Origin of the sequence: Vogesella urethralis, from assembly GCF_007644045.2 — a bacterium.
GTDB classification, from domain to species: Bacteria; Pseudomonadota; Gammaproteobacteria; order Burkholderiales; family Chromobacteriaceae; genus Vogesella; species Vogesella urethralis.
Map to the genome: position 1 here is coordinate 1 of NZ_VMDW02000153.1, position 17219 is coordinate 17219.

Genomic DNA, 17219 nt, shown 5'->3' on the forward strand with positions numbered 1-17219 from the left:
CAGGGTGATGCTGGCTACCGGTGCGGCGGTGTCGACGGCGACGGTGTCGCTGCCGGCGCTGCCCGGGTTACCGGCGGCGTCGGTGTAGCTGCCCGCATTCACGGTCACGCTGGCGGTGCCGGTGAAGCCATCGGTCGCGGTAAAGGTGGCGGTCCACACTTTAGGATCGCTGCTGCTTTGCACCAGGTTGCTCAGGGTGCCGCCGCTGACGGTCAGGTCGGCCGCGGTAAAGCCTACCGGGGCTTCGCTGAAGGTGAAGGTGACGTTCGATACCTTGTCGGCCACGTTCAGCGCGGCGTCCACGATGTTCACCACCACGCTCGGTGCGCCGGTGTCGACGCTGTAGCCCTCGGTGTCGGTGGCGGTGACTTTATTACCGGAAGGGTCCGTTACAGTCACGCTTGCTTCGATGGTCTTGTCGCCATCAGCAACCAGATCGCTACCCGGTACGTTGATGTTGAAGGTCTTGTCGGCCTGTACCAGACCGGTGAACTGTTTGCCATTGACGGTCAGAGTGACCGTCTCGCCGGCAGGCACCTCCCCGCCAACCAGGCCGGTAATGGCGACCTGTTGACCTGCCTCTGCTGCATTGATCACATCATCAGGTGTGATGTCACGATCAAGTTCAATACCGATTACCGGTAGGTCGTTGTCGTAGATGGTACCGGTGGCGTCTTTGCCGCCGATGGTCAGCTTGACGGTTTCGTCGGCTTCGTCGGTGCTGTCGTTGGTGGTCGGCACGCTCACGGTGAAGCTGGTCACGCCGGCCGGTACGGTGATTTTGCCGGTGGCGGCATCGTAGGTGACGCCGTTGCTGAAGGTGGCCGAACCATAGTCATCGGACGTGGCGGTGCCGTCTTTCAGCACGAAGTCGAAGGACGTGCTGGTGCTGCTGGCGTTGCTCAGCTTCACGGTGAAGCTGAGGTCGCTGCCTTCGGTGGCGGACACGTCGTTCGGGTTGGCCGCAGACGGGTCCGGCTTGCCGATGTGCTCGATGGTCGGCGTGCCGTCGTTGTCGACGATGGTACCGGTGGCGTCTTTGCCGCCAATGGTCAGCTTGACGGTTTCGTCGGCTTCGTCGGTGGTGTCGTTGGTGGTCGGTACGCTCACGGTGAAGCTGGTCACGCCGGCCGGTACGGTGATTTTGCCGGTGGCGGCATCGTAGGTGACGCCGTTGCTGAAGGTGGCCGAACCATAGTCATCGGACGTGGCGGTGCCGTCTTTCAGCACGAAGTCGAAGCTGGTGGCGCTGGACGATGCGTTGCTCAGCTTCACGGTGAAGCTCAGCGCGTCGCCTTCGGTGGCGGACACGTCGTTCGGGTTGGCCGCAGACGGGTCCGGTTTGCCGATGTGCTCGATGGTCGGCGTGCCGTCGTTGTCGACGATGGTACCGGTGGCGTCTTTGCCGCCGATGGTCAGCTTGACGGTTTCGTCGGCTTCGTCGGTGCTGTCGTTGGTGGTCGGCACGCTCACGGTGAAGCTGGTGACGCCGGCCGGGACGGTGATCTTGCCGGTGGCGGCATCGTAGGTGACGCCGTTGCTGAAGGTGGCCGAACCATAGTCATCGGACGTGGCGGTGCCGTCTTTCAGCACGAAGTCGAAGCTGGTGGCAATGGTACTGCTGGTACTGAGGCGTACCTCGAACACCAAGTTGCTGCCCTCCTCTGCCGACGCCGTACCAGGGTTGGTGCCAGTACCGACAAAATCAATCTGTGCAGTATTGATCTGGGCACTGTCTTTACCTTCGGGCGACACATTGCCAGCCGGGTCGGTAAGGGTAGCGGTAACGGTCAGCTGGCTACCTTCGGCCGGCGGCGTTACCGTAATGGCCACACTGCCATTGCTGATATCGGTAGCCGTGAGGGTAATGGTCTGGGTTGTTGTGCCGGTGTTGATGGTGAGCACGTCACCAGCCGCAGTGCCGGATGGCAGCGTGATCGCAACATCGACCTGGCCGCTCAACTCGCCGCTAGCAATGACGCCATCATTATTGGCATCTTCGGTAATGGTAACGGTGGGTGCCAGCGGTGCCGTGGTATCGATCCGGGCCGTACCGGTATTGCTGGCGGTATTGCCCAAGGTATCGGTAGCGGTCACGGTCAGATTATTGCCACCCTCCGGGAGCGGGCGGGTCGCTTCGACACTCCAGCTACCATTGCTGCCGACGGTGGCGGTACCGACAACATTACCGTCTTTGTCGGTGACAACGATAGAAGCACCCGGCTCACCAGTGCCCGACAGTTGCGGCGTGGTGTCTTTGGTGGGGCCAACATTATCGATGGTGACGGTAGTGGTGGTATCGATCGTCGCAATAGCGGTGGAAGTAGCAGTGTTGCCATTGGTATCGGTAGCAACGGCGGTGAGGTTATTGCTGCCGTCCGGCAACGCCACGGACGACTCGACCGACCAGGTACCGTCGCTACCCACCACCGCGGTGGCTACCACCTGGCCGCTGGCGGTGCTGATCACAACCGTCGCCCCGGCTTCGCCAGTACCGGTCAGCAGCGGCGTGTTGTCACGACTGGGGCCAAAGTTGTTGATGGTTACGGTAGTCGTATCGTCGACTGCGGTGATCGTCGTGTCATCGGTCGGCACCGTTTCGGTGGTGGTGGTGTCGATCGCATTGTTCAGCGTCAGCGGAGAAACGCTCTCGGCCACGCGGGAAATCACCACAAACGAGCTGCCACCGTCTTCACCCCCACCCGCACCCAGGCCGGCCGCCGTGGCTTCCAGATCCTGCAATGGGTCCTGGCCACTTTCCAGCGCTGCCAGGATTTGCTGTGCGTCCTGATTAAGCGGTGCAATCGCCGCATCGGTAGCATCGATTGCTGCCGTACCGAAAACATCATCGGTAATGGTCAGGTCTCGTGCCTCGGCAATCTTCAGCACTTGGCCGTTGCCAGCCTCCAGCTCCAAGATGCCATCGGCAGGCACGATGATGCGCTCGCCCGATACCACGATGTCACCCAGCTTGAGGATGCGCTGCGAACCATCGGCAGCAATAGCAATGACTTTGCCGGTAAGGGAAACCACTTTGCCTTGGGCAACATTGAGCGAGGTAGCCATCAGACGAACTCCAGACACATTATGCGATTCTGAAATTATAGAAACGCATAAACGTCTCGATCTATTGTACTGATGGGCACTCCACAAACAGCCAGCGCCAAGCACCCCTGGCAAGCAACATCACTATCATATTGATAGATAAGGCTATTTCACCCACGCAAAGAGCAGCTATCGAATTGAGCGATTGACGCAACGCAACAAAACCAGTGCGCTGACATAAAAAAAGAGCCGGCAAGCCGGCTCTTTGAGAACAGAAGGTACAAGGTATGACTTACATACCATCCACCTTGAGGTTGTTCTTGAGCAACTCATTGATGATGGCGGTATCCGTACTACCCAAGCTGCTTAGCGCAACCCCTTTCAGCAGAATTTCCTGATCCACAACCGTGGCGTAGTTGCTACCGTTGAACGAGCCCAGGCTGCTGACCTGTACCAGCGTATCGCTACCACTGGCAGTAAAGTGCAGGTACTGCGTCAGATTGGACGCGGACTCGTTCTTCAGCAGGTCGCGCAGATCCAGTACATCGCCTTCGCTGCGGTTGAAGTCGTTGATGGTGTCGCGAACCGGTGTGCCCGGGCTGCCACCATCGCCAAAGTGCCAGACGAAGGTGTCTTTGCCGGTACCACCAATCAACGTATCGGCACCTTTGCCGCCATCAAGGTAGTCATCCCCAAGACCGCCATTCAGCGTGTCGTTATCGGCAAGCCCCAGCAGCTGGTTATTGCTGGCATCGCCCACCAGATTATCGATCTGCGAAGTGCCGTAACGGGTTGCGGCCAACGTTACCGGTGCGCTGTATGCCGTGCTCCCCCCATTGACGGAGACATCGCCCACGCTACCCACACCGGTAAACTGGGTGTCGGTAGTATCTACCGCCACCATGCTCAGTGCCGTAGAGGTGCTGGCACCATTCCAGCGCAAGGCAGTGTCTGCAGTGAGGAACACAGCATTTTGCGCCGAGGCCCCCAAGGCGCCCAGGTTGACCCAGCTGCTGCCATTGTTGTACTCCCAGTAGCCGGCACTGGTTTGTGCGGCACTGGTAATGGCATAGCCTTTGATACTGTCGCCGCTATCAATCGCCACTGCGTCGGACATCAACTCGGACAGCTTGGCACCCGTCGGGTTGGCAGTAGCCACCAAGGTTTGCAGGTTGGCCGCATTCAGCGAATCAGCGATTACCGACATTAAGCTAGTAGCAGACCAACCACTCTCCACAACAGACTGCAAAGTAAGTCCTACCGTCGTGTTGTTCGCGACAAAAGTAAGTGTTGCCAAATCCCATGCATCATCCTGTGCTGAAGTTGTCTTCGTATATATTTTCGACGCACCAGTAGAAGTGGATATCTTTAAAGCGCCACCAATTTGCAAAGAGCCATTCGAGATGGTCTCAATAATAGATTTCTGCCATTGTACGCCTACCGTATAAGTACGCCCGATCGTCAAACCCGTCAACGACGTGGTAATTGCCTCAATCCAATTATCACTGGAACGTGCAACCATATTTACAGCAGTACCCCCATCCATACTATTACCATTTACCCCATAAAATTTAAGCACATTAGCAGCCACATCTGCATAGCTTGTTACTCCTCCTGATATATATGCAGTTACATCCGGGGTGCCCGTAGTTGCAGTCCACCCTGTAGGCGCCCCTCCCAACTTTGGGGCACCATTAATTGCTGTAACATCAATCAAATTCCCATAGCTACTGCCCACTGTCGGAAACAACTTCTCCATCGGCTGTAGCGTGGTGAAGGTCGGCGCATCATTCGTTCCGCTTACTTGCACTGTCAGCTGGCTGCTACCCGTCAGGCCCTTGCTATCCTGCACGGTGTAGGTAAACACGTCGTTTACCACCGCACCCTTGGCCAACAAATTGGTCGCTGTTTTGGTGTTGTCCAGCGCGTAACTGTAACTGCCATCGGTAGCCACTGTCAGCGTGCCATACACACCGTTGATAACGGTACTGCCACTGATGGCTTGGCCGTTTACCACGGTAAGCGTTTTGGTATCACCGGCGTCAAGGTCGGTATCGTTAGCCAGAACATTACCGGTGGCAGTGGGCGTGCCAGCAAAGTAGTTGGCACCACCTACCGTCCCCCCTGCCTCTACCACGCTGGCGCTGTCCGGGTTAGCCACCGGTGCCGTACTGGTCTGCACCGTGTAGCTGTCTTTGGCTGTAGCGGTGCCGACATTACCGGCAGCATCCGTCGTGGACACCTGGGCATCGATGGTCTTGTCGCTATCCGCGGCCAGATCACTACCCGGCACATTAATGCTGAAGGTGTTGTCGGCGGCAACCGTGCCGCTGAAGGTCTTGCCATTCACCGTGAGCGTGACGGTATCACCCTGCTTGGCATCCCCCCCCACCGTGCCGGAAACCGGAATGGTGAGTGCGGCTTCCGCAGAGTTGATAATGTCGTCTGCCGTCACGTTCGGGTTGAGGGTAATGCTGGGCACTGGCGGCGTGGTATCGATCGTTACCAGCACCGAGGTGCTCGCCGTATTGCCGGCCGGGTCGGTCGCGGTCACCGGGAAGTTGGCCGCACCGTCGGGCAGCGCCTGCGTCGGGGTAACGCTCCAGGTGCCGTTAGCTTGCACGGTGGCAGTAAGTACTTCGCCAGTCGGCGTCGTGACCGTAATTTTGTCGCCCGCGTTACCGGTACCGCTAATGGTGGGCGTGTTGTCATTGGTAATGCCGTCGCCTTTGGTTCCGCTATCACTGGCACTGGCGAGCACAGCAGTAACGGTGGGGGCCGTGGTATCGAGCGTGGCGTAATCGCTGGAAGACGGGGAAACCTTGCCATCCAGATCGGTACGCGATGCGGTTACCACCAGCCGGCTACCCTCTGCAGGACGGGCCACCGTGCTATCCCAATAACCCGCCGCAATATCATCTGCCGTCAACACGCGTTGCTGCGGCGTGCTACCCGGATTGTTATCGGTCACGGTAATGGTATCACCCACTTTGGCTGCTGCAGGCAATGCCACGCGTACCGCTACCGTGCCGCTACTGCCCACCTCTTGGGTATTGAGGAAGGCGTCATTATTGGTATCGGACAAGATAGTGATAGTGGGCGCAGGCGTGGCAGTGACTACTACCGACGGCTGAACTTCCAGCTTCAGTACACCGCTATTGCTTGCCGTGCTGCCGTTGGAAGCCTCGGTAGCCGTATCGGTAACGCTGAGCGGGAGCGTACCGGTATAGCTGCTGGGCAAATGCAGGTTGGCAGAGGCCAGCTCGCTGGCCGGAATGGTCACCACACCGCTACTGGGCGTGTAGGTACCGCTGCTGGTCACAATGGTGCTGCCGGCGGGCAGATTGCCAAAAGTGTAAGACAGCGACTCGGAGCCATCGGTGTCGACCAGCGCACCGCTGATGTAGTCGGCCAGATGCACTTTGGTATCCACCACATTATTACCCGCAATCACCCCCGTGCTGCTGGTCATGCCAAGTACATCCAGCAGCACACCGCGGCCACCAGGATTAAAAGCAGTGGCATCGGTACGCAGGGTAAGCATGTGGTTATTGCCATCCCCGGCAATACTGATCTTCACGTTTTGCCAATCCAGATAATCCTGCGGGCTGGTGAGCTCAAGGGTCTGGTACAGCACACCGTCCACGTAGATACCCAAACGGGTAAAGTCTGCAGTAAAGCCCAGTCTACCGGCTGCCGCAAAATCCAGCTGATACAGCTCGCCGGCAGTGGTAGCAAAGGTTCGGGTAATGCCGATAGTTTGAGCCAATTGTGGATGTGTCGAATCATTCAGCTCGATAAAGTTATTACCTGCACCTGGTGCCGCCTGAACAGCAATACTCTTGCCGGCCTGGTTCTGCATCATGTCACCGGTAGACCACACCTCGAAGCTATTGATACCACCGGTTTGCTGCGGGCCATCCACTCGCGTCCAGCCATCCAGCGAATTGGTATCGATGTAGGTGGTACTGAGAGCATCGACATTCAGTACCGTTTCCCAGCTAGATGCCGTAAACAGCTGCGTCTTTTCTTTACTGATAATGGTCAGGTCAGGTTTATCAGCCACGGCCACTACGGTCATCTGCAGCGTAGTACTTGCGCTATTACCATGGCCATCCGTCGCGGTGTAGGTGACAGCCGGTACCGTGCCGCTCCAGTGCAGTACCGGAGTAAAGGTATAAGCACCATCCGCAGCCAGACTGAACGTGCCGGTACCGGCAATCACTACGGTAGCGCCAGGCAAATGCGTCGTCGCGCCGCCATCCAGGCTGAAGCTTTGGACGGTAACGGTTTCGCCAGCACCACCAATATCGTTAGCCAGCACATTACCGGTAATGATCGTGTCTTCGTTACCGCTGCCTGTATCGGCAACAACACCAGGCCCTTGGGTATCGACGATGGCGCTGTCGCTGCCCGGCAGGCTGCTATTGCCGGCAGCGTCGACGATGACGGCGCTGACATCCAGCGTGCTGCCGTTAGCCGGCAGCGGGGTGGTGGCGGTGACGTAGCCGTTGGCTTTGTCGGCGGCGGTGATCACCACGTCCTGGGTGACGCCATTGGCGGTGACCTTGACGGTATCGCCGACGGCAACGGTGTTCGGGTCGAAGGCGACTTTGAGGTCGACCGGCCCGCTGGCTTCGCTGGCGTTGATGTAGCCGTCGTTATTGGCGTCTTCGGTGATGGTGACGGTAGGCGCGGCGCCGGCGTTGGGGACAGCAGTGTCGATAGTGACCGGCACCGTGGTGCTGGTGCTGTTGCCGGCCGGGTCGGTGGCGGTCACCGGGAAGTTGGCCGCGCCATTGGGCAGCGGCTGCGTCGGGGTGACGCTCCAGGTGCCGTCTGGTTTAACGGTGGTCGTCATCACTTCACCGGTCGGGCTGGTGACGGTAATGGTGTTGCCCGGCTCACCGGTGCCGCTAATGGTCGGCGTGTTGTCGTTGGTAATGCCGTCGCCCGGCGTGCCGCTGTCGCTGGTCGGATCGAGCTGGGCGGTGACAGCGGGCGGCGTGGTGTCGACACTGTGGCTATGCACGGTGCTGACATCACCTACGTTACCGGCCGCATCGTGCGCGGCCACGGTGGCGTCGATGGTGGTATCGGCTTTCAGGTCACTGCCGGCTACGTTGACGCTGTAGTTACCCGCAGCATCTACCGTGGTCTGGTAGCTGCTGCCGTTGACCAGCAAGGTCACCACGTCACCGGCTTTGAACTCACCTGTTACCTTGCCGCTGACCGGGATGCTCTGGGTAGCCTCGGCGGTATTGATGACGTTATCGGCAGTGACGTTATCCACCGTGATGCTGGTGGTGCTGCTATTTGGCGCGGTGGTATCAACGTTGTAGCTATCGCTGGTGCTGGCGCTACCAGGGTTGCCGGCGGCGTCGGTGGTGGTCACGCTGGCCGTGATGGTCTTGCCGGTGTCGGCGACCAGGTCGCTACCCGGCACGTTGATGCTGAAGGTCTTGTCGGCCTGTACGGTGCCGGTGAAGGTCTTGCCGTTGACGGTGAGGGTAACGATATCGCCCGCTTTGGCGTCCCCGCCCACACTGCCGGTCACCGGAACCGGCTGCGTGGCTTCGCTGGCGTTCATGATGTCGTCCGCAGTCACGTTGGGGTTCAACGTGATGGTGGGCACCGGCGGTGTGGTGTCGATGGTGACCGGCACGCTGCTGCTGGTGGTATTGCCGGCAGGGTCGGTCGCCGTCACCGGGATGCTGATAGCACCATCCGGCAATGCTTGGGTAGGCGTGACACTCCAGCTCCCGTCCGGTTTGACGGTAGTGGTTAGCACCTCGCCGGTTGGCATCGTGACGGTAATGGTGTCGCCAGGCGTACCCGAGCCGCTGATGGTGGGCGTATTGTCGTTGGTAATGCCGTCCCCAACCACACCACTATCACTGGCGGGGTCTAGCTTGGCAACCAGCGGCGGAGGCAGGGTATCGACGGTAATCGGCACCGTGGCATTCATGCTGTTACCGGCGCTGTCGGTTTCCTTAACCGCGACCGTTTGCGGCCCGCCTTCCGGCAAGGCTTGGGTCGGTGTGACGCTCCATTTACCGTCGGGTCCAACGGTGGTGGTCAGCACTTCGTTGGTGCCCGGCATGGTCACCTGGATGGCGCTGCCTGGCTCGCCAGTACCGCTGATGGTGGGCGTGTTGTCGTTGGTCACACCATCGCCCACGGTGCCGCTATCACTGCTCGGATCCAGCTTGGCGGTCAGCACCGGCGGAATGCTATCCACACTACCGTTATCACTGGCGGTGGTGCTATCACCCAGTACATTCGCGCTACTTGCCACTGCCGTGTAAGCACCTTGCGCCAAGGCAGATGGCACATCAACGCTGTAAGTACCATTGGTTTGCACGGTCGCCGACAGGGTCTGTACCGCCCCGGTGCTGTCGGTCACGGTAATGGTGACGATACTACCGGCAGGCTGATTGCTGGTACCGCTGAGGGTGGGCGTGCTGTCGTTGGTGTTATCCGGCGCATTCACGGTGACGACGGGCAAAGGCACAACGTCCATCGTGAAGCGATTGGGTACAGGGTCGGTGTTCTTGCCCCCATTGGCCGTACCACCGTTGTCACGCACGCTGAAGTCAAATGTGTCGTCCACGGTATTACCCAAAGCAGAGTAATACTTGAGCTCGCCACTATTGATGGACGAAGCAGCGACCAGTTGCCCAGCAGGCAGCTCTTCACCAGAGCTGTACATACCATCACCATCCGAATCCAGGAACAGCGTGCCGTTAACGGGAATCGTATTGATGGTGACATTCAGGAAGCCATTGGCGGGTGTGTCGTTAGGGTCAGTAAAACCGAAATCGGACAGTTTAAAGGTGTAAATGCCTCCCTCAGAAAGCTGAATGGTTTTATCCGCACCATTCGGTGCATCGTTCACCGAAGTCACCGTGATAGCCACCGTATCGGTATCCGACAACGGGCCACCTAGACCGGTATTACCGTTATCCAGCGTGGTCATGGTCAAGCTATCGCTACCGTTATAGTTGGCCGCAGGGACATAAGTCACAGCGCCAGCCGCAGCCAAAGTCGCATTGATCATGGCCACCGTACCGCTCAGCACGACAGAACCAGTACCTGAACCGCTGATAACTGCCGGCCCAGCCAGCACATTCAGCACCCCATTCGAGACATTCAGCGTTACTGTCAGATAGCCACTACCAGCATCCGGGTCACTGATAGCCAAGCCAGAAATAACCCGGCTGCCATCCTCCAGTAAGCTTTGGGCGCCCGGTACGGTATTTACCGGTGCGGTATTTACCGGTGCGGTATTGAATACATCCAGCTGATCGAGATCATTCGCCACACGCGTGGCCCCATTACGATCGATTGCACTGGCGGTGGTCGTCAGCGTGCCATCCTGCAGGCTACTCACATCCACATCTTGCAGGCTGTAGCTGCCATCCGGCTGCACAATCGCCGTGGTATTGATCACATGACCGGACTGGTCTTGTATCTTCAATGCCACTTGCTGCCCAGGTGCCACGTCTACCGTGCTGCCCGAGATATCAAGCTGCCGATTCGCATTATCGACTGTCGCTTGCACAGTAATCGCCCCTGCCAAGGCATCCAGGCTGCCATTGTCACTGGCGGACGCAGGGTTACCGGCTGGATCTACAACAGAAGCCGACACCGTGAAATTACCATCCGGCATCGCCACCGGTACGTCAACGCTATAGCTGCCGCCAGCCTGCACCGTAGCGCTCAGCGTCTGCACGGTGCCCGCGCTATCGGTTACCACCAGGGTCACTACCGTACCCGCAGGTACATTACTGGTACCGGTGATAGTCGGCGTACTGTCATTACTATTATCTGGCGCGCTCACCGTGATAAGTGGCGGCGTGGTGTCGATGGTGACCGGCACGGTAGCCGTGCTGGTCACGCCCGCCGGGTCGGTTTCCAGTACCGAAACGGTTTGCGGCCCACCTTCCGGCAACGATTGCGTCGGCGTGACGCTCCACTTGCCGTCGGGGCCGACGGTGGTGGTCAGCACTTCGCCAGTGCCCGGCATGGTGACCTGGATGCTATTGCCCGGTTCACCGGTGCCGCTGATGGTCGGCGTGGTGTCGCTGGTGATGCCATCGCCCGCCTTTCCGCTGTCGCTAGCTGGGTCGAGTACCGCAGTCAGCGCCGGCGCAGTAGTGTCGATGGTGACCGGCACGGTAGCCGTGCTGGTCACGCCGGCCGGGTCGGTTTCCAGTACCGAAACGGTTTGCGGCCCACCTTCCGGCAACGCTTGCGTCGGCGTGACGCTCCACTTGCCGTCGGGGCCGACGGTGGTGGTCAGCACTTCGCCAGTGCCCGGCATGGTGACCTGGATGCTATTGCCCGGTTCACCGGTGCCGCTGATGGTCGGCGTAGTGTCGCTGGTGATGCCATCGCCCGCCTTGCCGCTGTCGCTGGCCGGGTCGAGTACCGCAGTCAGCGCCGGCGCAGTAGTGTCGATGGTGACCGGCACGGTAGCCGTGCTGGTCACGCCCGCCGGGTCGGTTTCCAGTACTGAAACGGTTTGTGGCCCGCCTTCCGGCAACGCTTGCGTCGGCGTGACGCTCCACTTGCCGTCGGGGCCGACGGTGGTGGTCAGCACTTCACCAGTGCCCGGCATGGTGACCTGGATGCTATTGCCCGGTTCACCGGTGCCGCTGATGGTCGGCGTGGTGTCGCTGGTGATGCCATCGCCCGCCTTGCCGCTGTCGCTGGCTGGGTCGAGTACCGCAGTCAGCGCCGGCGCAGTAGTGTCGATGGTGACCGGCACGGTAGCCGTGCTGGTCACGCCCGCCGGGTCGGTTTCCAGTACCGAAACGGTTTGTGGCCCGCCTTCCGGCAACGCTTGCGTCGGCGTGACGCTCCATTTGCCGTCGGGGCCGACGGTGGTGGTCAGCACTTCGCCAGTGCCCGGCATGGTGACCTGGATGCTATTGCCCGGTTCACCGGTGCCGCTGATGGTCGGCGTGGTGTCGCTGGTGATGCCATCGCCCGCCTTTCCGCTGTCGCTGGCGGGGTCGAGTACCGCAGTCAGCGTCGGCGCAGTGGTGTCGATGGTGACCGGCACGGTAGCCGTGCTGGTCACGCCCGCCGGGTCGGTTTCCAGTACCGAAACGGTTTGCGGCCCGCCTTCCGGCAACGCTTGCGTCGGCGTGACGCTCCACTTGCCGTCGGGGCCGACGGTGGTGGTCAGCACTTCGCCAGTGCCCGGCATGGTGACCTGGATACTATTGCCCGGTTCTCCGGTGCCGCTGATGGTCGGCGTGGTGTCGCTGGTGATGCCATCGCCCGCTTTGCCGCTGTCGCTGGCCGGGTCGAGTACCGCAGTCAGCGCCGGCGCGGTGGTATCGATGGTAACCGGCACGCTGCTGCTGGTGCTGTTGCCGGCCGGGTCGGTGGCGGTCACCGGGAAGTTGGCCGCACCGTCTGGCAGCGGCTGCGTCGGGGTGACGCTCCACGTGCCGTCCGGTTTCACCGTGGTGGTCAGTACTTCACCGGTGGGGCTGGTAACGGTGATGGTGTTGCCCGGCTCACCGGTACCGCTGATCGTCGGCGTATTGTCGTTGGTGATGCCATCGCCTTGGGTACCGCTGTCGCTGGCCGGGTCGAGCTTGGCGGTCAGTGTCGGTGCGGTGGTGTCAACGCTATAGCCTTCGCTCGCGGTGGCGGTGGTGCTGTTGCCGGCGGCGTCAACGATGACGGCGCTAACGTTCAATACGGCATAGTTCTGGGTACTCCCACTCGGCGCGGTAGGCGTAGTGGTGGTCACGTAGCCGTTGGCTTTGTCGGCAGCACTGATCACCACGTCCTGAGTGCCACCATTGGCGGTAACCCTGACGGTATCGCCGACAGCCACTTTGCTCGGGTCAAAGGCGACTTTGATCGTGGCGTCGCCCTTGATTTCGCTCATGTTGATGTAACCATCGTCGTTGACATCATCGGTGATGGTAACGGTCGGCGCGGCACCGGCGTTGGGGACGGCGGTGTCGATGGTAACCGGCACGCTGCTGCTGGTGCTGTTGCCGGCCGGGTCGGTGGCGGTGACCGGGAAGTTGGCCGCACCGTCCGGCAGCGGCTGCGTCGGTGTGACGCTCCAGGTGCCATCGGGTTTGACGGTGGTCGTCATCACTTCACCGGTCGGGCTGGTGACGGTGATGGTGTTGCCCGGCTCGCCAGTACCGCTGAGGGTCGGCGTGTTGTCGTTGGTGATGCCGTCACCCGGCGTGCCGCTGTCGCTGGCCGGATCGAGCTGGGCGGTCAGTGTCGGTGCGGTGGTGTCAACACTATAGCCTTCGCTCGCGGTGGCGGTGGTGCTGTTGCCGGCGGCGTCGGTGGTGGTGACGCTGGCGTCGATGGTCTTGTCGCTATCGGCGACCAGGTCGGCACCCGGTACCGGAATGCTGAAGGTCTTGTCGGCGGCAACGGTACCGGTGAAGGTCTTGCCGTTGACGGTGAGGGTGACGGTGTCGCCCGCTTTGACGTCGCCACCGACGCTGCCGGTGATGGCGATGTCTTGCTTGGACTCGGCGGCATTGATCACGTCGTCCGGCGTGATGTTGGCGTTCAGCGTGACGCTGGCGGCTGGCTGCATGCTGTCGATGGTGACCGGCACGCTGCTGCTGGTGCTGTTGCCGGCCGGGTCGGTGGCGGTCACCGGGAAGTTGGCCGCACCGTCCGGCAGCGGCTGCGTCGGCGTGACGCTCCAGGTGCCATCCGGTTTGACGGTGGTGGTCATCACTTCACCGGTGGGGCTGGTGACGGTGATGGTGTTACCCGGCTCACCGGTACCGCTGATGGTCGGGGTGTTGTCGTTGGTGATGCCGTCACCCGGCGTGCCGCTGTCGCTGGCCGGATCGAGCTGGGCGGTCAGTGTCGGTGCGGTGGTGTCAACGCTATAACCCTCGCTTGCCGTGGCGGTGGTGCTGTTGCCGGCGGCGTCGGTGGTGGTGACGCTGGCGTCGATGGTCTTGTCGCTATCGGCGACCAGGTCGGCACCCGGCACCGGAATGCTGAAGGTCTTGTCGGCGGCAACGGTACCGGTGAAGGTCTTGCCGTTGACGGTGAGGGTGACGGTGTCGCCCGCTTTGACGTCGCCACCGACGCTGCCGGTGATGGCGATGTCTTGCTTGGACTCGGCGGCATTGATCACGTCGTCCGGCGTGATGTTGGCGTTCAGCGTGACGCTGGCGGCGGGCGGCGTGGTGTCGATGATGGCGCTGTCGCTACCGCTGGCACCCGCAATGCCGGCCGGGTTGCTGACCTGGGCCGTTACGGTCAGCGTCTGGCCTTCGCCCGGATTGGCGATGTCCGGCAGCGTAACGCTGCCGTTGCTGATGTCGGCGGCCGTCAGCACGATCGGTGCCTGGGCCACACCGTTGACGCTGGTCTGCAGCGTGTCACCGGCCTTGGCGGTGGCCGGCAGGATGACGCTGGCGTTGATCGGGCCTTGCAGTTCGGCGGCGTTGATGTAGCCGTCGTTGTTGGCGTCTTCGCCAATGACGACGATGGGCGCACCGGGGGCACCGACCACGATGGTGGCACTGTCTTGTACCGGGCCGCCCTGGTTGCCAGCAGCGTCCGTGAGCTGGGCGCTGGCCACAAAGGTGGTGCGGTCGGCAGTGGGGTTAAAGCTGACGTCGATGAAACCGGCCGCCAGTTGTGCAGCAGTGAGGGTGAACACCTGGTTGGTGTTGCCGCTGCCGCTGACGGTCAGGGTGTCGCCCACGGCGGCATCGGCCGGCAGCGTGACGCGGACGTCGATGTCGTTGTCTTTGAGTTCGCTGCTGACGATGTAGCCGTCGTTGTTCTCGTCTTCCAGGATCTGGATGCCCAGCCCGCTGAGTGCCGTGGTGTCGACGATGGCGCTGTCGCTGCCCGGCAGGCTGCTGTTGCCGGCGGCGTCGACGATGACGGCGCTGACGTCCAGCGTGCTGCCGTTAGCCGGCAGCGGGGTGGTGGCGGTGACGTAGCCGTTGGCTTTGTCGGCGGCGCTGATCACCACGTCCTGGGTGACGCCATTGGCGGTGACCTTGACAGTATCGCCGACAGCAACGGTGTTCGGGTCGAAGGCGACTTTGAGGTCGACCGGCCCTTGCGATTCGCTGGCATTAATGAAGCCGTCGTTATTGGCGTCTTCGGTGATGGTAACGGTCGGCGCGGCGCCGGCGTTGGGGACGGCAGTGTCGATGGTGACCGGTACGCTGCTGCTGGTGCTGTTGCCGGCCGGGTCGGTGGCGGTCACCGGGAAGTTGGCCGCACCGTCTGGCAGCGGCTGGGTCGGGGTGACGCTCCAGGTGCCGTCCGGTTTGACGGTGGTGGTGAGGGTCTCGCCTACCGGAGTGGTAACGGTGATGGTGTTACCCGGCTCGCCAGTACCACTGAGGGTCGGCGTGTTGTCGTTGGTGAGGCCATCGCCTTGGGTACCGCTGTCGCTGGCCGGGTCGAGCTTGGCGGTCAGCGTCGGCGCGGTGGTGTCGATGGTGACCGGTACCGTGGTACTGGTGACGTCGCCGGCCGGGCTGGTGGCGGTCACCGGGAAGTTGGCCGCGCCATTGGGCAGCGGCTGCGTCGGGGTGACGCTCCACTTGCCGTCCGGGCCGGCGGTGGTGGTCAGCACTTCACCGGTGGGGCTGCTGACGCTGACGGTGGCGCCGGGCGTGGTGGTGCCGCTGATCGTCGGCGTGCTGTCGCTGGTGATGCCGTCACCTTGTTTGCCGCTGTCGCTGGCGGGGTCGAGCTTGGCGGTCAGCGTCGGCGGCGTGCCCAGGCTGTAGTCTTCGCTGTTGCTCACGGTGGTGCTGTTGCCGGCGGCGTCGGTGGTGGTGACGCTGGCGTCTACCGTGGTGTCGGGGTCGGCCAGCAGGTCGCTACCCGGTACGTTGATGCTGAAGGTCTTGTCGGCCGCCACGGTGCCGGTGAAGGTCTTGCCGTTGACGGTGAGGGTAACGGTGTCGCCCGCTTTGGCGTCGCCACCCACGCTACCGGTCACCGGAATCTGCTGTCCGGCCTCGGTGGCGTTGATGACGTTATCGGCGGTGATGCTGTTCAGCGTGATGCTGGCGGCCGGTGGCGTGGTGTCGATGGTGACCGGCACGCTGCTGCTGGTGGTATTACCGGCCGGGTCGGTGGCGGTGACCGGGAAGTTGGCCGCACCGTCCGGCAGCGGCTGCGTCGGGGTGACGCTCCAGGTGCCGTCCGGTTTGACGGTGGTGGTGATCACTTCACCGGTGGGGCTGGTAACGGTGATGGTGTTGCCCGGCTCACCGGTACCGCTGATCGTCGGCGTATTGTCGTTGGTGAGGCCGTCGCCCGGCGTGCCGCTGTCGCTGGCCGGGTCGAGCTTGGCGGTCAGCGCCGGCGCAGTGGTATCGATGCGGGCGCTGTCGCTGGCCACATTGGACTGGTTGCCGGCTGCATCGGTGACCTGGGCGCTCACCGTGAGGGTACTGCCGCTGGCCGGGGCCTGCAGCTCGACGATGACCTGACCGGCGGCGATCTGCGCCGGGGTCAGCGTGATGGCTTGGGTGGCGTTGCCGTTGGCGGTCACGGTGAGCAGGTCGCCAGCGATGGCGCCGGCCGGCAGGGTGACGGTGACGCCAACGCTGCCTTGCAGTTCGCTCTGGTTGATCACACCGTCGTTGTTGGCGTCTTCGGTAATGCTGACGCTGACGCCGCTGAGGTCGCTGCGGTCCACTTTGGCGCTGTCGGTGCCTGGCGCACTGCTGTTACCGGCAGCATCCACAATGACGGCGCTGACGTTCAGCATGGTGTCTTGTGCCGGCAGCGGGGTGGTGGCGGTGACATAACCGTTAGCCTTGTCGGCGGCGCTGATCACCACGTCCTGGGTGACGCCATTGGCGGTGACCTTGACGGTATCGCCCACCGCGACTTTGCTCGGGTCGAAGGCGACTTTGAGGTCAACCGGCCCTTGCGATTCGCTGGCATTGATGAAGCCGTCGTTGTTGGCGTCTTCGGTGATGGTAACGGTCGGCGCGGCACCGGCGTTGGGGACGGCGCTGTCGATGGTAACCGGTACGCTACTGCTGGTGCTGTTGCCAGCCGGGTCGGTGGCAGTCACCGGGAAGTTGGCCGCGCCGTCGGGCAGCGGCTGGGTCGGCGTCGCCGTCCAGGTACCGTCCGGTTTCACGGTAGTAGTGATGCTTTCGCCGGTT

2 protein-coding genes are annotated in these 17219 nt (G+C 61.7%); both read right to left on the minus strand.

The features are described from left to right. The coding region (locus tag FLQ03_RS18905; RefSeq protein ID WP_144374074.1) for a retention module-containing protein at positions 1-3066 on the minus strand (3066 nt) is incomplete at its 3' end. A gap of 271 nt (positions 3067-3337) precedes the next feature. Beyond that, positions 3338-17206 carry an Ig-like domain-containing protein gene (locus FLQ03_RS18910; RefSeq protein ID WP_276607785.1) on the minus strand — a complete coding sequence of 4623 codons (13869 nt, stop codon included), beginning with the start codon at positions 17204-17206 and terminating at the stop codon, positions 3338-3340. Between the last annotated feature and the right edge of the window lie 13 nt (positions 17207-17219).